The 19,517-nt window shown below is 70.1% G+C and carries 24 protein-coding genes and 1 riboswitch; of the genes, 10 read left to right on the forward strand and 14 right to left on the reverse strand.

What is annotated here, in order from left to right:
• Positions 1-27 precede the first annotated feature (27 nt).
• The 4 genes from soxY to soxC form a co-directional block, all read right to left on the reverse strand.
• Entirely contained in the window at positions 28-483 is a 456-nt protein-coding gene (soxY, locus tag AC3WPZ_RS24520; protein WP_291121225.1) for a thiosulfate oxidation carrier protein SoxY, read from the reverse strand.
• A 37-nt stretch (positions 484-520) separates the two neighbouring features.
• Entirely contained in the window at positions 521-850 is a 330-nt protein-coding gene (locus AC3WPZ_RS24525) for a c-type cytochrome (RefSeq protein WP_291121227.1), read from the reverse strand.
• Between the two features lie 114 nt (positions 851-964).
• Complete coding sequence (locus tag AC3WPZ_RS24530) at positions 965-2,101, reverse strand: c-type cytochrome (protein WP_444688263.1); 1,137 nt, start codon at positions 2,099-2,101, stop codon at positions 965-967.
• A gap of 1 nt (position 2,102) precedes the next feature.
• Positions 2,103-3,446 carry a sulfite dehydrogenase gene (soxC, locus tag AC3WPZ_RS24535; protein ID WP_382160355.1) on the reverse strand — a complete coding sequence of 448 codons (1,344 nt, stop codon included), beginning with the start codon at positions 3,444-3,446 and terminating at the stop codon, positions 2,103-2,105.
• 243 nt (positions 3,447-3,689) lie between these two features.
• On the opposite strand from soxC, the gene AC3WPZ_RS24540 reads away from it, so the two are divergent.
• From AC3WPZ_RS24540 to AC3WPZ_RS24550, 3 genes are all read left to right on the forward strand, one after another.
• On the forward strand, positions 3,690-3,992 hold the full coding sequence (locus AC3WPZ_RS24540; RefSeq protein ID WP_382160358.1) for a c-type cytochrome: 303 nt from the start codon (positions 3,690-3,692) through the stop codon (positions 3,990-3,992).
• Between the two features lie 11 nt (positions 3,993-4,003).
• On the forward strand, positions 4,004-5,281 hold the full coding sequence (locus AC3WPZ_RS24545) for an FCSD flavin-binding domain-containing protein (protein ID WP_444688264.1): 1,278 nt from the start codon (positions 4,004-4,006) through the stop codon (positions 5,279-5,281).
• Positions 5,282-5,385: 104 nt separating this feature from the next.
• Positions 5,386-5,494, forward strand: a riboswitch (TPP riboswitch).
• A gap of 76 nt (positions 5,495-5,570) precedes the next feature.
• Positions 5,571-6,872, forward strand: a complete 1,302-nt coding sequence (locus tag AC3WPZ_RS24550) for a purine-cytosine permease family protein (RefSeq protein ID WP_492442032.1) — start codon at positions 5,571-5,573, stop codon at positions 6,870-6,872.
• 26 nt (positions 6,873-6,898) lie between these two features.
• Here AC3WPZ_RS24550 and thiD read toward each other — a convergent pair whose 3' ends face one another.
• On the reverse strand, positions 6,899-7,738 hold the full coding sequence (thiD, locus tag AC3WPZ_RS24555) for a bifunctional hydroxymethylpyrimidine kinase/phosphomethylpyrimidine kinase (RefSeq protein ID WP_492442017.1): 840 nt from the start codon (positions 7,736-7,738) through the stop codon (positions 6,899-6,901).
• A 32-nt stretch (positions 7,739-7,770) separates the two neighbouring features.
• On the opposite strand from thiD, the gene AC3WPZ_RS24560 reads away from it, so the two are divergent.
• The 4 genes from AC3WPZ_RS24560 (at position 7,771) to AC3WPZ_RS24575 (ending at position 10,889) form a co-directional block, all read left to right on the forward strand.
• The gene (locus AC3WPZ_RS24560) at positions 7,771-8,853 is read left to right on the forward strand and encodes an FAD-dependent oxidoreductase (protein WP_492433244.1); all 1,083 of its coding nucleotides are present in this window, start codon (positions 7,771-7,773) and stop codon (positions 8,851-8,853) included.
• Between the two features lie 16 nt (positions 8,854-8,869).
• A complete protein-coding gene (thiS, locus tag AC3WPZ_RS24565) occupies positions 8,870-9,067 on the forward strand; it encodes a sulfur carrier protein ThiS (RefSeq protein ID WP_291121245.1) in 198 nt (65 codons plus the stop codon).
• An 18-nt stretch (positions 9,068-9,085) separates the two neighbouring features.
• Positions 9,086-9,898, forward strand: a complete 813-nt coding sequence (locus tag AC3WPZ_RS24570; RefSeq protein ID WP_492442033.1) for a thiazole synthase — start codon at positions 9,086-9,088, stop codon at positions 9,896-9,898.
• Positions 9,899-9,959: 61 nt separating this feature from the next.
• Complete coding sequence (locus tag AC3WPZ_RS24575) at positions 9,960-10,889, forward strand: thiamine phosphate synthase (protein ID WP_444688266.1); 930 nt, start codon at positions 9,960-9,962, stop codon at positions 10,887-10,889.
• Between the two features lies 1 nt (position 10,890).
• Here the strand turns inward: AC3WPZ_RS24575 and AC3WPZ_RS24580 are convergent, their stop codons facing one another.
• Complete coding sequence (locus tag AC3WPZ_RS24580; RefSeq protein WP_492442019.1) at positions 10,891-11,436, reverse strand: MOSC domain-containing protein; 546 nt, start codon at positions 11,434-11,436, stop codon at positions 10,891-10,893.
• A gap of 139 nt (positions 11,437-11,575) precedes the next feature.
• Here AC3WPZ_RS24580 and AC3WPZ_RS24585 point away from each other — a divergent pair, with 139 nt between their 5' ends.
• On the forward strand, positions 11,576-12,163 hold the full coding sequence (locus AC3WPZ_RS24585) for a glycine zipper 2TM domain-containing protein (protein WP_492442022.1): 588 nt from the start codon (positions 11,576-11,578) through the stop codon (positions 12,161-12,163).
• Positions 12,164-12,175: 12 nt separating this feature from the next.
• On the opposite strand, the gene AC3WPZ_RS24590 is transcribed toward AC3WPZ_RS24585, so the two are convergent.
• Positions 12,176-12,661: a hypothetical protein gene (locus tag AC3WPZ_RS24590; protein ID WP_492442024.1), complete on the reverse strand. Its 486-nt coding sequence runs from the start codon at positions 12,659-12,661 to the stop codon at positions 12,176-12,178.
• A 165-nt stretch (positions 12,662-12,826) separates the two neighbouring features.
• Positions 12,827-13,345, reverse strand: a complete 519-nt coding sequence (locus tag AC3WPZ_RS24595; protein ID WP_382327190.1) for a hypothetical protein — start codon at positions 13,343-13,345, stop codon at positions 12,827-12,829.
• Between the two features lie 136 nt (positions 13,346-13,481).
• Here AC3WPZ_RS24595 and AC3WPZ_RS24600 point away from each other — a divergent pair, with 136 nt between their 5' ends.
• On the forward strand, positions 13,482-13,715 hold the full coding sequence (locus AC3WPZ_RS24600) for a SlyX family protein (protein ID WP_492442026.1): 234 nt from the start codon (positions 13,482-13,484) through the stop codon (positions 13,713-13,715).
• An 18-nt stretch (positions 13,716-13,733) separates the two neighbouring features.
• Here the strand turns inward: AC3WPZ_RS24600 and AC3WPZ_RS24605 are convergent, their stop codons facing one another.
• Together AC3WPZ_RS24605 and AC3WPZ_RS24610 are read right to left on the reverse strand one after the other, a co-directional pair.
• Entirely contained in the window at positions 13,734-14,333 is a 600-nt protein-coding gene (locus AC3WPZ_RS24605) for a flavin reductase family protein (protein WP_382323605.1), read from the reverse strand.
• A 24-nt stretch (positions 14,334-14,357) separates the two neighbouring features.
• Positions 14,358-15,083: an enoyl-CoA hydratase/isomerase family protein gene (locus tag AC3WPZ_RS24610; RefSeq protein WP_492442029.1), complete on the reverse strand. Its 726-nt coding sequence runs from the start codon at positions 15,081-15,083 to the stop codon at positions 14,358-14,360.
• A 91-nt stretch (positions 15,084-15,174) separates the two neighbouring features.
• Between AC3WPZ_RS24610 and AC3WPZ_RS24615 the strand changes: the two genes are divergently transcribed.
• Positions 15,175-16,185 carry a bestrophin family protein gene (locus AC3WPZ_RS24615; protein WP_492433230.1) on the forward strand — a complete coding sequence of 337 codons (1,011 nt, stop codon included), beginning with the start codon at positions 15,175-15,177 and terminating at the stop codon, positions 16,183-16,185.
• Here the strand turns inward: AC3WPZ_RS24615 and AC3WPZ_RS24620 are convergent.
• The 4 genes from AC3WPZ_RS24620 to AC3WPZ_RS24635 all read right to left on the reverse strand — a co-directional run.
• Positions 16,180-16,920, reverse strand: a complete 741-nt coding sequence (locus AC3WPZ_RS24620) for an SDR family oxidoreductase (RefSeq protein ID WP_444688269.1) — start codon at positions 16,918-16,920, stop codon at positions 16,180-16,182. The two genes, AC3WPZ_RS24615 and AC3WPZ_RS24620, sit on opposite strands and share 6 nt — an antisense overlap.
• Positions 16,917-17,375, reverse strand: coding sequence for a carboxymuconolactone decarboxylase family protein (locus tag AC3WPZ_RS24625; protein ID WP_382323601.1), 459 nt, complete (start codon positions 17,373-17,375; stop codon positions 16,917-16,919). The genes AC3WPZ_RS24620 and AC3WPZ_RS24625 overlap by 4 nt, the downstream gene beginning before the upstream one ends.
• 44 nt (positions 17,376-17,419) lie before the next feature.
• Positions 17,420-18,325, reverse strand: a complete 906-nt coding sequence (locus AC3WPZ_RS24630) for an RNA polymerase sigma-70 factor (protein WP_382323600.1) — start codon at positions 18,323-18,325, stop codon at positions 17,420-17,422.
• 45 nt (positions 18,326-18,370) lie between these two features.
• Positions 18,371-19,517: aromatic ring-hydroxylating oxygenase subunit alpha (locus AC3WPZ_RS24635; RefSeq protein WP_492442030.1), on the reverse strand; the 1,147-nt coding region annotated here is incomplete at its 5' end.

The following is a 19,517-nucleotide window of genomic DNA, read 5'->3' on the forward strand; positions in this document are numbered from 1 at the left end:
GAAACGTGGGGTTCGGGGGGGGGGCGATCAGCCGCCGCAACCACCCAGCGTGACCTTGGTTTCCTTGGTGGCCGAGTAGAGCTTGCCATCGGCCTTGACCACGGCGATCACGTTGCTGCTCTGGCCCATCTTCAGGCGGGTCTGCACGTCGGCGGCGGTGCCGGCGGGGATGATGAAACCGGCCGACAGCGGCATCGGGTTCTTCTCGACGATCAGGTAGATCTCGGTGGTGTTGGGCAGCTTGCTGGTGGCGCCCACGGGCACCACGGCGCCGTTCTCGGCGATGTCCGGTGCGACCACGGTGACCTGGTCGCTGTTGGCGGGCGTGCCGCCCACGGCCTTGAGCGCCTCGGCCAGGGTCTTCACTTCGAAGCCGGCGCGGTCCACGGCGGCCTGGGCCTGGCTTTGGGTGATGAGACCCAGCGACACGAGCGTGGCGAAGGCCCCGGTGGTCTTGAGGGCGACTCGGCGTGAGTTGTTCATGGGGAGCTCCTGGTGAGAATGAAAAAACGCGGTGAGTTTACTGGGGGGCCCCAGCAAGGATCCAGCCGGCAAGCAGTTTGAGCTCGTCGTCCTTCAGATTCGGTTGTGGGGGCATCGGCACCGGGCCGTAGGCCCCCGAACCACCCGACTTGATGCGCGCCGCCACGGCGTCGAGCGCACCCGCCTGTCCCTTGTGCTTGGCGGCCACGTCCTTGAAGGCCGGGCCCACCAGCTTCTTGTCCACCGCGTGGCAGGCCATGCAGGCGCTCTTGGTCGCCAGCGCCTTGGCGGCAGCGGCGTCCTGGGCGTGGGCACCCGCGCTCCAAAGCGCGCCGGATGCTGCCAGGCACAGCAGGATCGATTTCATGGACATAGCGTACGGTCTCCTTGTCGTGGGGGGAATGGGGTTTACGAGTAAATGCAAATATTAAGAAGCATACCTTCGCTCCCGAAGGCCAGCCCCTGCGACGGCCAATGGCCCTCACTTCGCGCCGTTGACGATCCACTGCGCGATCGAGCGCGCGTCGGCTTCGCTGAGCTGGGGCTGCGGCGGCATCGGCACCGCGCCATACACGCCCGAACTGCCACCCTGGATCTTGCCCATCAGGTAGGCCTCGAGGTCGGCCTTGCCCTTGTGCTTGGCCAGGATCTCGGTGAAGCCCGGGCCCACGATCTTGTTGCTCATGCCGTGGCAGGCGGTGCAGCTGTTGGCGCCGAGCAGGGCCTTGGGGTCTTTCACCGCCGGGGCGGCCGCGACCACCACGGCGGCGGGCGCCGGCCCGCTGCCCACCGGCCCCTTGGGCGGCGGCTTGGTGGTGTCGGCGCCGCGTACCGGGCCGATCACGCGGTTCTGCTCCTGGATGTTGCCGTGCGCGTCGCGCGCGAAGTCGGGCAGCGAGGAGCGGATGGTCGACTCCACCGGGCAGTCCTTCATGCAGGCCACGTTCTTCACGTCGCCCTTGCCTTCGAGCTTCCACAGCGGTTCATGGAACACCATGCCGTTGCGGTTGGGCATGCGCTTCTGCACCTCGGCGATGTTCTGGTCGTTCAGCGTGAAATCGGCCGGCACCACCTCGGCCAGGCTCAGCAGGTAGGCCGTGACGGCGTAGACCTCGTCGGTCTTGAGCGTCTTGGGCGCGTTCCAGGGCATGGCGCGGTTGATGTAGTCCCACAGCGTGGAGAGCGTGGCCACCTTCATCATGGTGGTCTTCTGCGGGAAGATGCTGCCGGGTTCGAGGTTCTTCACGCGGCCGCGCTCGATGTCGGCCTTGGTGGTGCCGCCCACGATGGGGGTGAACACCTCGTTCGATTCGCCGAAGCTGCCGTGGCAGGACGCGCACTGCGCCTCCCACACCTGCTCGCCCAGCGCCACCGAGCCCGCGCCCTTGGGCAGGCCCTTGAAGTCGGGGCGCACATCGATGTCCCAGGCCTTCACCTCGGCCTTGGTCGCATCGCGGCCCAGCTCGTGCCAGGGCTTGCCCTGTGCCACGGCAGGGCCGGAGAACCCGATGACGAGCGCAGCGAGGAAAGTTCCAGAAATACCGCGGAACCGGCTTTGCCGGGCCGCAGGTGTTGCCCCCTTGAGGGGGTCGCGCGAAGCGCGGCGGGGGGTCGTCATATCAATACACCTGGACGTTGGAGACTTCGCCGTTTTCGGCGACCCGCCATGACTGGATGGCGTTCTGGTGGTAGATCGAGCGCGTGCCGCGCACGGCGCGCAGTTGGTTGATCTTGGGCTGCACATAACCCGTGCTGTCGATCGCGCGGCTCTGCAGCACGGCGGGCTTGCCGTCCCACACCCAGTCGATGTTGAAACGCGTCAGCGCCTTGGGCAGCAGCGGGCCTTCCAGCCGCGCGGTGCGCCAGTTGCGCCCGCCGTCGGTGCTCACGTCCACGCGCTTGACGGCGCCGCGGCCCGACCAGGCCAGGCCGGTGATGTTGTAGTAGCCCTTGTCCAGAAGCGTCTGGCTGCCCGAGGGCGTCGTGATCACGCTCTTGCACTCCTGGATGCCGGTGTACTGGCGGTGCGTGCCGTCGGGCATGTGGTCGATGTAGTGCACCGCCTCGTCCTTGGTGGCCCACTTCTGGTCCCCCACCTCCAGGCGGCGCAGGTACTTCACCCAGCTCACGCCCTGGATGCCCGGCACCACCAGGCGCAGCGGGTAGCCGTTCTCGGGGCGCAGCATCTCGCCGTTCATGGCCCAGGCCACGAGGCAGTCGTCCATCGCGCGGTCGATGTCGATCGTGCGCGTCATCGACGAGCCGTCGGCGCCTTCGGCCAGCACGTACTTGCCGTTCTTCTTGTCGTAGCCGCACATCTCCAGCAGCGTGGAGAGCAGCACACCGGTGAATTCGGAACAGCTCACCATGCCGTGCGTGTACTGCACCGAGGGCAGCGCCACGTTGCCCCACTCCGGCGCGGAGTTGGCGCCGCACTCGATGAAGTGGATGCGCGAGACGCTGGGCAGGCGCATCAGGTCGTCCATGGTGAAGACGCGCTCGCGCTTGACCAGGCCGTTGACCATCAGGCGGTGCTTGGAGGGATCGATGTCCCACCAGCCCTGGTGGTGGCGCTCGAAGTGCAGGCCGCTGGGCGTGATGATGCCGAACAGGCCCTGCAGCGGCGTGAAGCTCACCGAGGCCTGGGGCACGCGCGTGAGGCCCGGGCTCTGGCGGCGCTGCAGGTTGCCTTCCCACTTGCTGGGCAGGCCGTAGCCCAGCGTGGCCACGGGCTGGCCCAGGCCGGTGCTGTGCGCGGGCAGCTTGAGGATGGCGTCTTCGCCTTCGGCGGCCAGGGCGCGCGTGGAGGCGGCGGCGCTGGTCACGGCGCCCGCGCCCATGGCGAGGGCCTTGCCCATGAAGCTGCGGCGCGCCTTGCGCGCCTGCTCCAGCTTCTCGGTGCTCAGGTGGTTTTCCGGGGCGGGCAGCACGCGCCCGATGACGTCACTCAGGTCTGTTGACACGGTGGGATTCCTTGTGGGGTGGGCGATGGCCTGTCGCCTGGGATTAGGGACTATATGAGTGATTGCTGATATTCGGATTAGTATAAACCCGTACCGCTGAGGGTTAACACCGTGAGCACGGCCCTGCCCCGCTGCTAGCATGAACCATCGAAATATGCGTACTTACGGATAGTTAGGCGCCGCAAGGCCTGTCTGCTACATTTTTGGATGCACTTACGTTTCGACACCCCACAGGAGACCACGATGGTGAAAACGATGAAATGGCTGGCGGCGGGCGTGCTCTGCGCCGCCGCCATGGGGGCTCAGGCCCAGGTCAATCAGATCAAGGTGTGGGCCGCGGCCTGCGCCAACTGCCACGGCACCGATGGCCGCGCGCAGCCCGGTGCCATCTCGCTGGCCGGCCAGGGCAAGGACGATCTGCTGCAGAAACTGCTGGACTTCAAGGCCGGCAAGCGGCCCGCGACCATCATGCACCAGCTCGCCAAGGGCTACACCGACGAGCAGCTGGCCGACATCGCCGGTTATTTCGCCGCCCAGAAGAAATAAGGAGCCCCACCATGAAACGCCGTCAATTCGTTCAAACGCTGGGGGCCGGTTCGGCCGTCGCCAGCCTGGGTCTCCTGAATGGCTGCGCCACCACCGGCAGCGGCGCCAAGGTCGTCGTGGTCGGTGGCGGCTACGGTGGCGCCACCGCCGCCAAGTACGTGCGCCTGTTCTCCGACCACTCCATCGACGTGACCCTGGTCGAGCCCAACGCGGCCTTCGTTTCCTGCCCGATCTCCAACCTGGTGCTTGGTGGCCACAAGACCATGGCCGACATCACCACGCCGTACGACAACCTGAGCAAGCGCCACGGCGTGAAGGTGGTGCGCGACATGGTGGCCAGCATCGACCCGGCCAAGCGCACGGTCAAGCTGGCCAGCGGCGGCGAACTGCCCTACGACCGTCTGATCCTCTCGCCCGGCATCGACTTCATGTGGGACACCCTGCCCGGCATGGCCAAACCCGGCGCCACCGACAAGGTGCTGCACGCCTGGAAGGCCGGCCCGCAGACGCTGGCGCTGCGCCAGCAGCTCGAGGCGATGCCCGATGGCGGCGTGTACGCCCTGTCCATCCCGCTGGCGCCCTACCGCTGCCCGCCCGGCCCGTATGAGCGCGCCTGCATGGTGGCGAGCTACTTCAAGAAGGCCAAGCCCAAGAGCAAGGTCGTGATCTTCGATGCCAACGACGACATCACCTCGAAGAAGGGCCTGTTCATGAAGGCCTGGGACGAGCACTACAAGGGCCTGATCGAGTACCGCCCCAAGCACAAGCTGGTGGACGTGGACGCCGCCACCAACACGCTGAAGTTCGAGTTCAACGACGACTTCAAGGCCGGCGTGGCCAACGTGCTGCCCACGCAGCGCGCGGGCGAGATCGCGGTGAAGACCGGCCTGGCCACGGCCAACGCGCGCTGGTGCGAGGTGGACTTCCTGACCTTCGAATCGAAGGCCGCGAAGAACATCCACGTGCTGGGCGACGCGATCCAGATCGCGCCGGGCATGCCCAAGTCGGGCCACATGGCCAACCAGCACGGCAAGACCTGCGCGGCCGCCGTGGTCTCGCTGCTGCAGGGCAAGGAAGCGCCCTCGCTGCCGATCTACGCCAACACCTGCTACAGCTTCGTCACCGCCACCGACGTGGTGCACGTGGCCAGCGTGCACAAGTACGACGCGGCGCAGAAGACCATGCTGACGGTGCCCGGCTCGGGCGGCCTGTCCAGCGCGGCGAGCGAACTCGAAGGCCAGTACGCCATGGCCTGGGCGCGCAACATCTGGGCCGATTCGCTGGCCTGATCGACCCCGCCTTCCGGCCCAACGCCCCGGTGCCCCCGGGGCGTTGCCGTTTGCGGGCCCTGCGCGGCGCCTCGCGAACGTATACTCCCACCCGTGCCGCAAGGCGCATCCGCTAGGGGTGTTGCCCCGGGTTTTCCGCCCGGGCGCGACTGAGAGAGTCCCTTTGAACCTGATTGAGGTAATCCTCGCGCAGGGAAGCAGGCCGGATACCCAAGCCCCGTCGCGCCGCGCCGGGAGGCACCCGGCCCAGCCCACCTGCTTCAACACTGCTTGGAGCGTTTCCATGTCGATGAACCCGTCCCCGGCCAACCAGGCCCTGACCCCCGTGCCGCAAGGCAACCGGGTCTTCCACTTCCACGAGCACGCCGCCCTCTGGTTCAGCCTGGGCACCGGCCTGCTGGTGATGCAGATCGGCGCCTACCTCGTGCCCGCCGTGGGCACGCGCGACGCGGTCATCGCCATCGTGCTGGGCTCACTGATCGGCGCCGGCCTGCTGGCCTGGACGGCGCGCCTGGGCTGCCAGACCGGCCTGTCCAGCGCCGGTCTGATGCACGCCACCTACGGCAGCGCCTTCGCGCGCCTGCCGGTGCTGCTCAACATCGCGCAACTGGTCGGCTGGACCACCTTCGAGCTGGTCATCATGCAGGAGGGCACGGTCGCCATCTTGAAGCAGGCCTTGGGCGCCGAACCCGGCGGCCTGCTCGACGGCACCGGCGGCAAGCTGTTGGCCACCCTGCTGTGGGGCGGCGTGCTCACCGCGCTCATGGCCGGCTCCATGCTCACGCTGGTGCGCCGCTTCGTGAGCCGCTTCGGCCTGCCGCTGGTGATCGCCTCGCTGGCCTGGCTCACCTGGCAGTTCGGCACGCGCCTGCAGGCGCAGGGCTTCGAAGGCTTCTGGAACCGGCCCGGCGCCGGTGGCATGGGCCTGTTCTCCGCCATGGACCTGGTGATCGCGATGCCGGTGTCCTGGCTGCCCCTGGTGGCCGACTACGCGCGCCACGGCAAACGCACGGCCACCACGCTGGGCGGTACCTGGCTGGGTTATGCGCTGGCCAACATCTGGTGCTACGCGCTGGGTGTGCTGGTGGTCAGCACGGTGGAGCCGGGCACCAACCTCGTGGGCGCGCTGCTGCTCGCGCAGGGCGGTCTGATCGCCCTCGGCCTGATCCTGCTCGACGAAATGGACAACGCCTACGGCGACGCGCACTCGGGCGCGGTCTCGGTGCACAGCCTGCGCCCGCGCTGGAGCATTCGCGCCGCCGGCCTGGGCTTCGCCGTGGTCTGCACCGGCCTGGCGCTGCTGCTGCCCATGCACACGCTGGAGCCCTTCCTGCTGCTGCTCAGCTCGGTGTTCGTGCCGCTCTACGGTGTGATCCTGGGCCGCCTGGGCACCGGCGTGGCCACGGGCCCGGCGCGCACGGTGGACTGGAGCGCCGCCGCGCTGTGGGTGCTGGGCATCGCCTGCTACCACCTGCTCGCGAAGTTCGCGCCGCAACTCGGGTCGGCCCTGCCCACGCTGGCGCTGACCTTCGTGCTCGCCGCGCTCTCGCGGCCGCGCAATGCCGGCGGGCTCAGCCCGGCAAGGGCCTGAACCTCATGCCGCCGCGCCGCTTCCCCTCAGCCCCGGGGCCGCTTGTGCAGCGCGAGCGGCGCGTGGCCGTGGTTGAGCGGCCCGTGGCCGGCACCGGTGTACACATTGGCGCCCATGGCGATGGCCTGCAGGATGTAGCTGCGCGCCTTCGCCACCGCCTGGTCCAGCGGGTTGCCGAGCGCGAGGTAGGCCGCGATGGCCGACGACAGCGTGCAACCGGTGCCGTGCGTGTTGCGGCTCGCGATGCGCGGCGAGGCCAGGCGCTGCGCGGGCCCGTCGCCGCTCACCAGCAGGTCGGCGACCTCGTCGCCCGGCAGGTGGCCGCCCTTGAGCAGCACCGCCTTGGCCCCCAGCGCGAGCAGATCGCGCGCGGCGGTTTCGAGTTCATCCGCATGGGCAATCGGCCGGCCCAGCAACAGCGCGGCCTCGTCCAGGTTGGGCGTGACCACCGTGGCCAGCGGGAACAGCTCGTCCACCAGCACCTGCACCGTGTCGGGCGCGATCAGGCGGTCGCCGCTGGTGGCCACCATCACCGGGTCGAGCACCACCTGCTTCACCTCGTAGTGCCGCAGCGCCCAGGCCACGGTGCGCACGATGTCGGGCGCGTGCAGCATGCCGATCTTCACCGCGTCCACCCCGATGTCGTCGAGCACCGCGCTCAGTTGCGCCTTGAGCATCTCGGGCGGCACGCCATGGATGCCGCTCACGCCCAGCGTGTTCTGCGCGGTCAGCGCGGTAATGGCCGTCATGCCGTAGCAGCCCAGGGCCGCGAAGGTCTTGAGATCGGCCTGGATGCCGGCGCCCCCGCCGCTGTCGGAGCCGGCGATGGAGAGGACGCGGGTGTAACGTTGCGCTTCGTTGCTCATGGCGCGCATTGTGGCAGCGCCGAAAGCCCCTCATGAATCTTTCCCCCGACAAACCCGACGCGGTGGTGCTCGGCGCCGGCCTCATGGGCCGGCTGCTGGCCTGCGCGCTCGCGCAGCGCGGGCACCGCGTCGAGGTGATCGACGCCGGCGGGCCGGAGGCCGCGCACGCCGCCGCGCGCGTCGCCGCCGCCATGCTCGCGCCGCTGGCCGAATCGGCCGTCACCGAACTCAACGTGGTGCGCATGGGCCAGCACGCGCTCGCGCGCTGGCCGCAGCTGCTGGCCATGCTCGAACAGCCCGTGTTCTTCCAGCAGAGCGGCACGCTGGTGCTCTGGCACCGGCAGGACGCGGCCGAAGCCGAGCGCTTCGCCGGCCAGCTCGCGCGCACCAGCGCCGCCCTGCCCTCGCTGCCGCAGGCGCGGCGCCTGGACGGCACGGCCCTCACCGCGCTGGAGCCGGCCCTGGCCCAGCGCTTCGCGCAAGGCCTGTACCTGCCCGACGAAGGCCAGCTCGACAACCGCGAACTGCTCACCGCGCTCGCGCACCAGATGCAGGTGCTGGGCGTCACGGTGCGCTGGCACACGGCGCGCGCCCCCGATGAGGTGGACCCGGGACCCGATGCCTGGCTGTTCGACTGCCGGGGCCTGGGCGCCCAGCCGCAATGGCCCGCCTTGCGCGGCGTGCGCGGCGAGGTCGCGCGCATCCATGCACCGGGCGTGAGCCTGTCGCGCCCCACGCGCCTGGTGCACCCGCGCTACCCGCTGTACATCGCGCCCAAGCAGGACGGCCTGTTCGTGATCGGCGCGACCGAGATCGAGTCCGACGACCTCTCGCCCGCCAGCGTGCGCTCCACGCTGGAGCTGCTGAGCGCGGCCTACACCGTGCACCCGGGCTTCGGCGAAGCGCGCATCGTCGAACTGGGCGTGCAGTTGCGCCCCACCCTGCCCGACAACCTGCCCGCGCTGCGCCTCACCGGACCGCGCAGAATGGCGATCAATGGCCTGTACCGCCATGGCTTCATGATCGCGCCGGCCGTGCTGGACGCCGCGCTCGAAGTGGTGGACCAGGGCCACTCGCCGCTGGCCGACGCCCTTGGGCTGGCGGTCATCCGCTGAACGAACGGAACCTCGCATGAATGTGATCATCAACCAGGAAACCCGCGAACTGCCCGAAGGCGCCACGCTGGCCGACGCGCTGCTCGTCTGGGAGCCGCCCGCCGTGTTCGCCGCCGCCGTCAACCTGCAGTTCGTGCCGCGCACGGGCTACGCACAGCACCGGCTCAACGACGGCGACCGCATCGAAATCATCGCCCCCATCACCGGGGGCTGAGGACACACCGCCATGGACATGAACACCCCACCGCTCACCCAGGAAGACCCGCTGGTGCTCTACGGCGAGACCTTCGCCGGCCGCCTGCTGCTGGGCACTTCGCGCTACCCCTCGCCCGCCACGCTCGAAGCCGCCGTGAAGCGCGCCCGGCCCGCCATGCTCACCGCCTCGCTGCGGCGCCAGGGCGCCGCGCAGCCCGAGGCCGGTGCGGCGTTCTGGAAGCTGCTGCAGGAACTGGCCGTGCCGGTGCTGCCCAACACCGCCGGCTGCCACACCACGCAGGAGGTGATCACCACCGCGCAGATGGCGCGCGAGGTCTTCAACACGCCCTGGATCAAGCTCGAACTCATCGGCGACGACTACAGCCTGCAGCCCGACACGCTCAACCTGGTGGACTGCGCGCGCCAGCTGATCAACGACGGCTTCAAGGTGCTGCCCTACTGCACCGAAGACCTGGTGCTGTGCCAGCGCCTGGTGGACGTGGGCTGCCAGGCCGTGATGCCCTGGGCCGCGCCCATCGGCACCGGCCAGGGCCCGGTCAACCCCTACGCCATGCGCCTGCTGCGCGAGCGCCTGAGCGTGCCGCTGATCGTGGACGCCGGCCTGGGCCTGCCCTCGCACGCCTGCACCGTGATGGAGTGGGGCTTCGACGCCGTGCTGCTCAACACCGCCGTGGCGCTCGCGCAGTCGCCGGTGGACATGGCCGGCGCCTTCGCCGACGCCGTGTGCGCCGGCCGCGCCGCCCACCGCTCGGGCGCCATGCAGCCGCAGGCCAGCGCGCAGCCGAGCACGCCCGTGATGGGCACCCCTTTCTGGCACCACGGTTCATGAGCGCAGCGCAGGGCCGCTCCCAAACAAGCTCGCACCGCAGTGCGACGCACGGAGGTTTCACATGAGCACCACGATCACCTCCACCGAAGCGATGGTCCAGGCCATCGTGGACGCCCACCGCGCCACGCTGGCCCTGCCCCTGGCCCCGCATGCCGTGCCGCCCGCGCCCGCCTCCGACGACCCGGTGTTCGTCGCCGCGCTGCAGGCCGCGCACGAACTCGGCTTCATCGACATCGACGCCGTCTGCGTGGCGCGCGCCTGGTCCACCCGTACGCGGCGCACCGGCCGCTTCGACGCCGCCCATTGGCCCGACGAACCGGCCGATTTCGACATGGCGCCCTTCCCGCGCGAGCACGCCTTCGCGGCCTGCCCGCCCGAGCTCGGCCTCTATGCCGTGATGCCCGATGCGGACTGGACGGTGCGCATGGCGCGCGCGGGCGTGCCCACGGTGCAGCTGCGCTTCAAGTCCGGCGACGCGCAGGCCATCCGCGCCGAGATCCGCGCCGCCGTCGCCGGCGTGCAGGGCACGGGCGCGCTGCTGTTCATCAACGACCACTGGCAAGAAGCCATCGAGGCCGGCGCATATGGCGTGCATCTGGGCCAGGAAGACCTGCAGGCCATGGCCCCCGAAGACCTGGCCGCCATCCGCCGCGCCGGCCTGCGCCTGGGTCTGAGCACGCACGGCTACGCCGAGATGCTGATCGCCGACCGCCACAACCCCAGCTACATCGCCATGGGCGCGGTGTTTCCCACCACGCTCAAGCAGATGGCCACCGCGCCCCAGGGCACGGGCCGCCTGCGCGCCTACGCGCCCCTGCTGCGCGGCGTCACGCACATGGCGATCGGCGGTATCGACCTGCACAACCTGCCCGAGGTGCTGAACGCCAACGTGCGCTCGGTGGGCGTGGTGCGCGCCCTCATGGCCGCGCCCGATCTGGACGCGGCGGTGGCCGAATGGACGGCCGCGCTGGCGCGCGACACAGACGCCTGAACTAGACCGGCCGAAGCGGCACGTGCGGGACGGTGGCCCGCAGCACCCGGATGCGGTCCTGCGCGGAGACCACGCCGCCGTGCAGGACCACCGCCATCACCCCCGCCTTGCGCACCAGTTCCCCATCGGCCGTGTGGCCCAGCACCGCGGCCAGCAGACCGGGCTGGAAACGCTCGATCTGCACGCAGGGGTTGCGCAGGCCTGTGATGCGCACCCGCGCCTCGGCCCCCAGCTGCAGTTCGGTGCCGGTGGACAGCTCCAGCAGATCGATGCCTCCGGTGGTGATGTTCTCGCCCAGGTCGCCGGGATGCACCGTGTGCCCCTGGTGGGCCAGGGCGACAAACAGCTCGGCCTGCAGCAGGTGCACCTGGCGCAGGTTGGGCTGGCTGGGATCGCGCGCCACGCGCGAGAGGTGCTGAACCGTCGCCCCGCAGTGCGCATCGCCCTGCACGCCCAGGCCCTCGAGCAGGGTGATCGCATGCACCCGCTCCTTGGAGAAGTGGTGCAGGCGGCTCCGGTGGACGGCGATCACTCGGGCGTCGTTCATGGTGCGTTCCGTTTTAGCACACGGGCCGTTTTCCAGTGAGCCCAGGACCACCTCCACGTCGGTGTCCTGGCGCACAGACCCGCCCCATAGCGAGGGGCACATTGGAACGCATGAACCTGCCATCCCACAAGGAGCGACCATGAACCTCTTTCACACCCCTCTCCCTGTTTCACACCGTCATGCCCTGCTGGCGGCGGTGGCGGTGCTGGGCCTCGCCGGCTGCGGCTCCCGCCCACCCGTGAGTTCCCAGGCCTACCCCTCACCGGTGTACCAGGCGCCCGCCCCGGGCCAGCCGGTGGCGCGCGACTACCGGCGCCGCGATTCGGAAACCCTGTACGAGGTGCCGGTGAGCGCCTCGCGCGCCATCTACGGCGGTGGGCAGCGCTGCTGGATCGAGCGCGAGGAAGTCGAGCGCCGGCGCAGCGTGCCGGGCGCGATCGTCGGCGGCGTCATCGGCGGCATCCTGGGCCACCAGATCGGCGGCGGTTCCGGGCGCGACATCGCCACCGTGGGTGGCGCGGTGGCGGGCGCGGCGGTGGGCTCCAACGTGGGCCGCAACAACCCGCAGACGCAGGACGTGCAGCGCTGCACCAACGTGAACAGCGAGGGCGCGCCCGAGTACTGGGACGTGAGCTACACCTTCCGCGGCGTGCAGCACCAGGTGCAGATGACCTCGCCGCCGAGGCGCACCATCCTGGTCAACGAGAACGGCGAACCGCGCCTCTGAGTGCGGGTCGCGTCAGGCGCCGTCCGCCACATGGCGGGCGCCGCGCCGGACTTCCGTCAGCCGGGTCCGCAGGGCCAGCGCGGGCCGTTCGCCTTCGAGCCATTCGTTGGGGGTCACGAACCAGAGCGCGAGTTCCGGGCCCTGCAGCACACTCCCCAGCTCCGCGCACACCATGGGCACCTCCGGGTGCAGGATGGCGCGTTCCAGATCGACCTGGAACAGAGGCAGCACGATGCCCCAGGGACTGTCCATGGCAACGGCCATGCCCGAGACGATCCAGCGCGCCACCAGCGACACCGGCTGGGAGATCTGCAGCCGGGCGTCGCGCAGCGCCTGCTGCCGGATCAGGTCGGCCAACTCGTCGCCGCTGACCAGTCCCCCCGTGTCGGCGAACGCCGCGGCAATCGACATCCATCGGTGGGGCTCGCTCGCGGCGGGTGGCGGCGCCGCCTGAAAGCGCTTCATCGGTGCGGCGGTGGGCAGGTAGAGGTCGGCCATGGAATTCCCCTGGTAGATGGTCCCGTGCGCGGTGGTGCGCGAGGACATCCGAGAATGCCGCAGGCCATGCGCTGGGGTCTGAACCAAGGCACGCACCGACATGCAGGGGGCACATACCGGCCGCACGCGGGCACCAAATGCGGTCAGGGCCTGGAAGGCCCGGGCTCAGCCGCCCAGCGCCACGTAGCGGTCGGCGCGGGCGGCGTGCCGCACGGCCTGCAGCGTGGTCTGCATGGCCACGGCGGGCCGCTCGCCGTGCAGCCACTCGTTGGGGGTCACGAACCACAGCGCCAGCTCCGCGCCTTCCAGCACACCGCGCAATTCCGCCAGCACGACGGCCACCCCGGGTTGCAGCGAAGCGCGCGGCAGATCGAACTGGAACATGGGCAGCAGGTGGCCCCACGGGCTGTCGATGGACACCACCGCCCGCGACACGATCCAGCGCGCCACGAGCGACACCGGTTCGCTCACCCGCAGGCTCGTGTCCAGCACGCAGTGTTCCCGGATGCGCGTGGCCAGTTCGTCGCCGCTGATCAGGCCGCCGGTGTCGGCAAAGGCCGCGGCGGTCGTCATCCAGTGGCACGGTGGCATGCCCTCGGGCTGCGGCGCCGCGGGCAGTTGCACCACCGTGTCGTTGAACCAGGTCGAGGCAGGCGTTTCGGTGAACGGGTGGACATCGGACATGGGGCTCCTCCAGGCAGGGTGCGCACAAGGCGCTGGGTTGCCTTCAAGGTTGGCTCACCCGCTTTCCAGCGTCTGTGCGATGACACACAGTGGCTTTCGCGCCACGGCCGAGGCCGTCTTGTCGTCCAATAGGGGGATGACAACGACCCCGCACGCCCCCGGCGCCGACACCGAACAGCGCCTGACCGAACTCGAAATCAAGGCCAGCTACGCCGACGACCTGCTCGACACGCTCAACCAGCTGGTGGCGCGCCAGCAGGAGCAGATCGACCTGCTGCTGCGCGAGGTCGGCCGCCTGCGCCAGCAGGGGGACCCCCAGGCCGCGCCGGCCGTGCGCAACCTGCGCGACGAACTGCCGCCGCACTACTGAGGCGAAGGCCTGCGGGCCTCAGCCGCCGCCCACCTGCAGCGACGCGCCCGTCGCGTAGAACTGCCCCCCGGCCACGTAGTGCAGGGTGCGCAGGTGATCGGGCGCGCCATCGAAATGCCAGCGCCCCGCGCGGAACACCCGCTCGTCCGCCCAGGCACCCACCACCTCGCCGATGAACAGGTCGTAGGTGGCCTGGTTGTGCGGTTCGGGCAGCAGCCGACACACCAGCCAGGCCACGCAGCCCTCCACCAGCGGCAGGGCCTCGTGGCCGGGGGCGTGAAAGGTCTTCACCCCGTGGCGCGCGAGCTTGTCCGGCACGGTGAGCGCGCTGTCGGTGCCCACGCCGAGCGTGAGCGCGGCCAGGCCGGCCGACGGCACGCACAGCGCAAAAGTGCCGCTGCCCTCCACCAATGCGCGCGTGCGCGTGGCCTTGTCGATCACCACCGTCACCTTGGGCGGTGAAAAATCCAGCGCACAGGCCCAGGCGGCCGACATCACGTTGACCTCGCCCGCGTGGGCCGAGGACACGAGCACGGTGGGGCCGTGGTTGATGAGGCGGTAGGCCTTGTCGAGGGGAACGGGCTGGAAGAAGCGGGGTTCGGGTGCCGGGGTGGTCATGCCCGGCATTGTGCAGAGCCGGCCTCAGGTCCGCTGGCCGCCGGGGCCGGTGACCGCGTCCGCCAAGGGGTTCAGGCGCTGGTGCACGGTGGTCTCGCGCGCCAGCGACGCGTCGAAGTCGCCCAGCTGCTCGCGGTGCACCAGTTGCTTGGCCTCGGCCAGCAGCGCCGGGCTGCTGCGCGCGAGCTGTTGCGCCAGCTCGCGCGCCTGGGCCTGCAACGCGCCGTCCTCCACCACCTGCCACACCAGGCCCCAGCGCTCGGCGTCCACGGCGCCCAGCTCCTGCCCCAGCATCAGCAGGCCTTTGGCCTTCTGCAGCCCGACCAGGCGCGGCAGCAGCGCGGCCACGCCGCCGGTGCCGAACAGGCCCACCTGCACCTCGGGCAGCGCGAAGCGCGCACCGCGCGCGGCCACGCTGAGGTCGCCGTTGAGCATGAGCTCGACGCCCGCGCCCACCACCCAGCCCTGCACCGCCGTCACCACCGGTTGGGGGCAGCGCACGAGCAGCGAGGCCAGGGCCTGCAGGGTCTCGACGAAGGCGGGGGTGGGCGGGTCGTCGCGGTCCTTGCCGGCGCAGAAGGCGCGGCCTTCGCCGCTGAGCAGGATGACCCGCACCGCCGGGTCGGCCACGCCGGCCTGCACCGCCGCCAGCAAGTCGCGCGCGAGGGCGAGCGTGAGGGCATTGAGGCGTTCGGGCCGGTTCAGGCGCAGTTCGAGCACGCCCGCATCGAGGGTCTGGATCAGGTGCATGGGCAAGAGCGTACACGCGGCGCTGTCACAAGGCGACGGGGCCGAACGTCTTGTCTGCGTCAAGCCCCTCCACCCCCTCGCTCCACCCACCATGAAAATCGCCAAGTCGTACACCCTCGCCGAGTTCCTCGCCTGGACGCGCCGCAAGACCTACATCCTGCTGGTGCTGGCCGCCGTGCCGGCCACGCTGTACCAGGTCTTCGGGCTGACCTGGATCGCCGCGCCCTGGTCGGTCGCGGTGCTGCTGGGCACGGCCACCTCCTTCATCGTGGGCTTCAAGAACGCCCAGACCTACCAGCGCACGGTGGAGGCGCAGCAGGTCTGGTCCTCCATCGTCGGCACGAGCCGCTACTGGGGCCTGATCTGCCGGATGTTTCCGACCACCGGCGGTTCGTCGCAGCTGCTCATCCACCGCCACCTGGCCTGGCTCACGGTGCTGCGCCACCAGCTGCGGCAGGGGCGCGTGTGGGAATCCGCGAACAGCCGCGCCAACGCCGAATACCGCGCCAGGCATTTCCGCGTGCCCGAGCACGACACCCCGCTGGACACCGAGCTGACGCCCCTGCTCGGCGAAACCGAGCGGCTGCGCGTGGCGAGCACGGGCCACAAGGGCCTGCTGCTGCTCAACCTGCAGAGCGAAACCCTGCGCGAGCTGTATGCACGCCAGGAACTCGCGGTGCTGCACCACACCGAGCTGCAGAAGACCATCAAGGAACTGCTGGACCAGCAAAGCCGCGTCGAGCGCCTCAAGAACTTCCCCTACCCGCGCCAGTACGCCACCATCAACACCTTGTTCGTCTGGTGCTTCGCGGCCCTGCTGCCCTTCTGCCTGGTGCGCGAGTTCGACCGCCTCAACGACAGCGTGAGCGGCCTGCTCGCCGGCCACATGGTCTGGCTCTCGGTGCCCTTCAGCGTGCTGGTGGCCTGGATGTACCTCTCGCTGGACCAGGTGGGTGAAAGCACCGAGAACCCGTTCGAAGGCGGCGCCAACGACGTGCCCATGGCCCACCTGTGCCAGGGCATCGAGCGCGAGTTGCGCAGCCTGCTGGGCGAGAGCGATCTGCCGCCCCCGCCCACGCCCGACAACCAGATCCTGCTATGAGGCCAGCCACTGCGCCAGGGAGACCTTGCCGATGCGCGCATTGGGGCCGGGGATGAGGGCATTGCCCTCCAGCGGCGAACCGAAATACGTGGCCCGGGGGTCCGACACCACCGCGCGCGGGTCCTGGCGCGCCTGGAACAGCTGGCGGATGAGCTGGTCCAGCGGCACGGCTTCGGGCCCCGCCACTTCGCAGGTGCCGTCGAGCGGGGCCTGCACCGCCACGTCCGCCAGCGCCTCGGCCACGTCGCTCGCCGCGATGGGCTGCAGCGGCGCCGAGGGCAGGCGCACGGTCTGGCCTTCGGTCGCCACGTGGGCGATCGACATCAGGAACTCGTGGAACTGCGTGGCGCGCACGAGGGTGTAAGGCACCCGCCCTTCCTGGATCAGCGCTTCCTGCGCCACCTTGGCGCGGAAGTAACCGCTCGCGGGCACCCGCTCGGAGCCCACCACCGACAGGGCCACGTAGTGCCCCACGCCGGCGCGAGCGCTGGCGTCCAGCAGGTTGCGGGTGGAGGCGCGGAAGAAGTGCATCACCGCCTCGTCCTCGAAGGAGGGTGAGTTGCTCACGTCCACCACCACCTGCGCGCCGGCCAGGGCCTCGCTCAGGCCTTCGCCGGTGACGGCGTTGACGCCCGACGAGGGCGAGGCCGCCGTCACCGCGTGGCCGGCCTGGCGCAGCAGGGTGGCGAGTTGTCTGCCGATGAGGCCGCTGCCTCCGATGACCACGATGTTCATGCGATCTCCTTCTCGGCCACGGGGGCGTGCATGCCCACGGCCATGCGGTTCCAGGCGTTGATCTGCGCGACGGTCCAGCACAGCTCGACGATTTCCTGGTCGCTGAGCTGGGTTTGCAGTTGCTCGAAATCGGCGTCGCGGCTGCCGTGGTGGTCCACCAGCCGGGTCAGGGACTCGGCCCAGTTCAGCGCGGCGCGCTCGCGCTCGCTGTACAGGCCGGTCTCGCGCCAGGTCACGAGGCTGTTGATGCGCTGCCAGCGTTCGCCGTGCTTGCGCAGGTCGCGCACGTGCATGTCCACGCAGAAGGCGCAGCCGTTGAGCTGCGAGACGCGCGTCTTCACGAGTTCGATCAGGACGGTGCCGAGCGAGGAGCCGGCGGTGGTGGCGCCGACGGCGGCCATGGCCTGGTAGGCCTTGGGCGCGATCTCGGTCCAGGGGAGTCGGGGTGATTTCATGTGGCGTCTTTCAGAGGGGTTGGGGAACACACCTCTGAAGACGGTCAGGGCCTGGGGTTTGTGACAGCCAGGTCGCGGCCCAGCGCGGCGGCGATGCGCGCGAGCTTGTCGGGGTTGCGCTGCACGTGCAGGCGCAGGATGCGCTCGCCGTCGGTCACGAACGATTGCGCCGACTCCAGCCCGCCCTGGATGAAGCGCAGCAGGCCCCACTGCCCGTTGAGCACCACGACCTCGAAGCGCACGCCCTCGCCGAAGCGCCGGTGCGTGGCGTAGAAGAGCTGCGCGATGCGCCGCCCGCCCACCAGCGGCACGCCGAAACTCGGCACCTTGCCGCCGCCATCGCCGATCAGTTGCGCGTCCTCGGCCAGCAGCGACTGCAGCCGGTCGAACTGCCCGGTGGCGGCGGCATCGGCAAAGCCGCGCAGCAGTCGCAACTGGGCCTCGCGCGGCACGATGTGGCGTGGCCGGTCGTCCTGCAGCTGCGCCTTGGCGCGGTGCACGATCTGGCGGCAGGCGCTCTCGGTCTTGCCCAGGGCCTCGGCCACCTCGCCGTAGTCGGCGTCGAACACCTCGCGCATCAGGAAGGCCGCGCGGGCTTCGGGTGCCAGCCGCTCCAGCATGGCGAGAAAAGCCACCGACACGTCATCGGCGCGCTCCAGCAGCTGTTCGGGCGTCACCGGCGCATCGGCCAGCAGCGGCTCGGGCAGCCAGGTGCCGATGTAGTGCTCGCGCTGCACCTTGGCGCTGCGCAGGCGGTCGATCGCCAGGCGCGTGGTCACGGTCACCAGCCAGGCCTCGCTGCTGTCCAGGTCGGCGTGCGCGGCCTCGTGCCAGCGCAGCCAGGCGTCCTGCACCACCTCCTCGGCTTCGGCCGGCGAGCCCAGCATGCGGTAGGCGATGCCCTGCAGCCGGGGGCGCAGGCGGTTGAAGGTGGTGGTGGGATCGTTCATGACCAGCCAGACGGGCGAGCGCCCGGTTTTGTGACAGGCGCGATGCTAAGCGCCCTCGCCCGCCATGCGCCGCACCGAGGCGTGGAAGGCCTCGCAGGCGAACTCGTTCTCGCCGAAACACAGGGCCTGGTTCGCCCCGCTGTCCAGCCCGCGCTGCATGCTGGCCGCGAGCGCGAAGTCCTCGTCGATCGCGGTCCAGAACATGTCGAAGTTGCGCTGCCAGTAGCTGTCGCTGCGGGTGGCCAGGTGCTGGCGCGGCGCGATGAGCCAGCCGTCGACCTGCGTGGTGGCGGCGTCGGTGGGCGAGAGCGCGAAGGCGTTGATATGGTCGCCCTCCCAGAGCAGCAGGGTGGAGGGGAACAGGAAGTAGATGGTGTTGATCGTCTTCGCGAAGCCTTCCAGCGTGGCCGGCGGTTCGCTCAGTTCCTCGAAGCTGCGCTTGGGCAGCACGATGCGCTGGTGGTCGCCCACTTGGTCGTGCACCACCACGTTGTCGTGGAACAGGTAGGCGATGGTCTCGCGGTGGGCGTAGGCGAAGTGGTAACTCTCCAGGTTGGCGTCGAGCACCAGCTTCCAGTTCGAGGCCTGGGTGAAATGGCGGTGGCGCTGCACGCGCGCGGCGGCGTCGAAGCCCAGGCCGTCGATCTCCTCGCCCAAGGGGCCGAAGTACGCGGCCCAGTCGAACGCGGGCAAGGCCGTCGCCACCACCCAGACCAGGCCGAAGCGCTGCGCGCAGGGCAGCTCGACCAGGCCGGCGCTGGCCTTGGGCGCGTGGGGAAAGTCGCGGTCGTGCGGGCGGCCGACGCAGGCGCCGTCGTTGCCGTAGGTCCAGCTGTGGTACGGGCACACGAAGCGCTCGCGTCCCTGGCCACAGGCGCCCTCGGGCACCAGCGCCGCGCCCCGGTGGCGGCACACGTTGATGAAGGCGCGCAGCTGCCCGTCGGCATGGCGGGTAAGCAGCACCGGCACCCCATGCACCGAACGCGCCAGCCAGTCGCCGCTCGCCTGCAGCGCGGCCGCGTCGGCCACCGCCTGCGGCAGCCGGCGCAGGGCGGCGAGTTCGCGCTGGTGGCGCGCGGGGTCGAGGTAGCGCGCCACGGGCGACCAGTTGCCGGGCAGGCGCTGGCGGTGTTCACCATTGAGCGCGGCCTTCACGCGGTCGAACAGTTGGGCGGCGGGGGAGGTGGGCAGG

The organism is Hydrogenophaga sp. FW305-3-2-15-A-LB1, assembly GCF_058787875.1.

Coding starts and splice junctions, on each gene's coding strand:
- AC3WPZ_RS24550 (WP_492442032.1), top strand. CDS start 5,571: ATGAACCCGTCCCCGGCCAACCAGGCCCTGACCCCCGTGCCGCAAGGC.
- soxY (WP_291121225.1), bottom strand. CDS start 483: ATGAACAACTCACGCCGAGTCGCCCTCAAGACCACCGGGGCCTTCGCC.
- AC3WPZ_RS24630 (WP_382323600.1), bottom strand. CDS start 18,325: ATGAACGATCCCACCACCACCTTCAACCGCCTGCGCCCCCGGCTGCAG.
- AC3WPZ_RS24600 (WP_492442026.1), top strand. CDS start 13,482: ATGACAACGACCCCGCACGCCCCCGGCGCCGACACCGAACAGCGCCTG.
- AC3WPZ_RS24580 (WP_492442019.1), bottom strand. CDS start 11,436: ATGAACGACGCCCGAGTGATCGCCGTCCACCGGAGCCGCCTGCACCAC.
- AC3WPZ_RS24620 (WP_444688269.1), bottom strand. CDS start 16,920: ATGAACATCGTGGTCATCGGAGGCAGCGGCCTCATCGGCAGACAACTC.
- AC3WPZ_RS24540 (WP_382160358.1), top strand. CDS start 3,690: ATGGTGAAAACGATGAAATGGCTGGCGGCGGGCGTGCTCTGCGCCGCC.
- AC3WPZ_RS24615 (WP_492433230.1), top strand. CDS start 15,175: ATGAAAATCGCCAAGTCGTACACCCTCGCCGAGTTCCTCGCCTGGACG.
- thiD (WP_492442017.1), bottom strand. CDS start 7,738: ATGAGCAACGAAGCGCAACGTTACACCCGCGTCCTCTCCATCGCCGGC.
- AC3WPZ_RS24625 (WP_382323601.1), bottom strand. CDS start 17,375: ATGAAATCACCCCGACTCCCCTGGACCGAGATCGCGCCCAAGGCCTAC.
- AC3WPZ_RS24585 (WP_492442022.1), top strand. CDS start 11,576: ATGAACCTCTTTCACACCCCTCTCCCTGTTTCACACCGTCATGCCCTG.
- AC3WPZ_RS24560 (WP_492433244.1), top strand. CDS start 7,771: ATGAATCTTTCCCCCGACAAACCCGACGCGGTGGTGCTCGGCGCCGGC.
- AC3WPZ_RS24610 (WP_492442029.1), bottom strand. CDS start 15,083: ATGCACCTGATCCAGACCCTCGATGCGGGCGTGCTCGAACTGCGCCTG.
- AC3WPZ_RS24570 (WP_492442033.1), top strand. CDS start 9,086: ATGAACACCCCACCGCTCACCCAGGAAGACCCGCTGGTGCTCTACGGC.
- AC3WPZ_RS24575 (WP_444688266.1), top strand. CDS start 9,960: ATGAGCACCACGATCACCTCCACCGAAGCGATGGTCCAGGCCATCGTG.
- AC3WPZ_RS24590 (WP_492442024.1), bottom strand. CDS start 12,661: ATGGCCGACCTCTACCTGCCCACCGCCGCACCGATGAAGCGCTTTCAG.
- thiS (WP_291121245.1), top strand. CDS start 8,870: ATGAATGTGATCATCAACCAGGAAACCCGCGAACTGCCCGAAGGCGCC.
- AC3WPZ_RS24595 (WP_382327190.1), bottom strand. CDS start 13,345: ATGTCCGATGTCCACCCGTTCACCGAAACGCCTGCCTCGACCTGGTTC.
- AC3WPZ_RS24530 (WP_444688263.1), bottom strand. CDS start 2,101: ATGACGACCCCCCGCCGCGCTTCGCGCGACCCCCTCAAGGGGGCAACA.
- AC3WPZ_RS24545 (WP_444688264.1), top strand. CDS start 4,004: ATGAAACGCCGTCAATTCGTTCAAACGCTGGGGGCCGGTTCGGCCGTC.
- AC3WPZ_RS24525 (WP_291121227.1), bottom strand. CDS start 850: ATGAAATCGATCCTGCTGTGCCTGGCAGCATCCGGCGCGCTTTGGAGC.
- AC3WPZ_RS24605 (WP_382323605.1), bottom strand. CDS start 14,333: ATGACCACCCCGGCACCCGAACCCCGCTTCTTCCAGCCCGTTCCCCTC.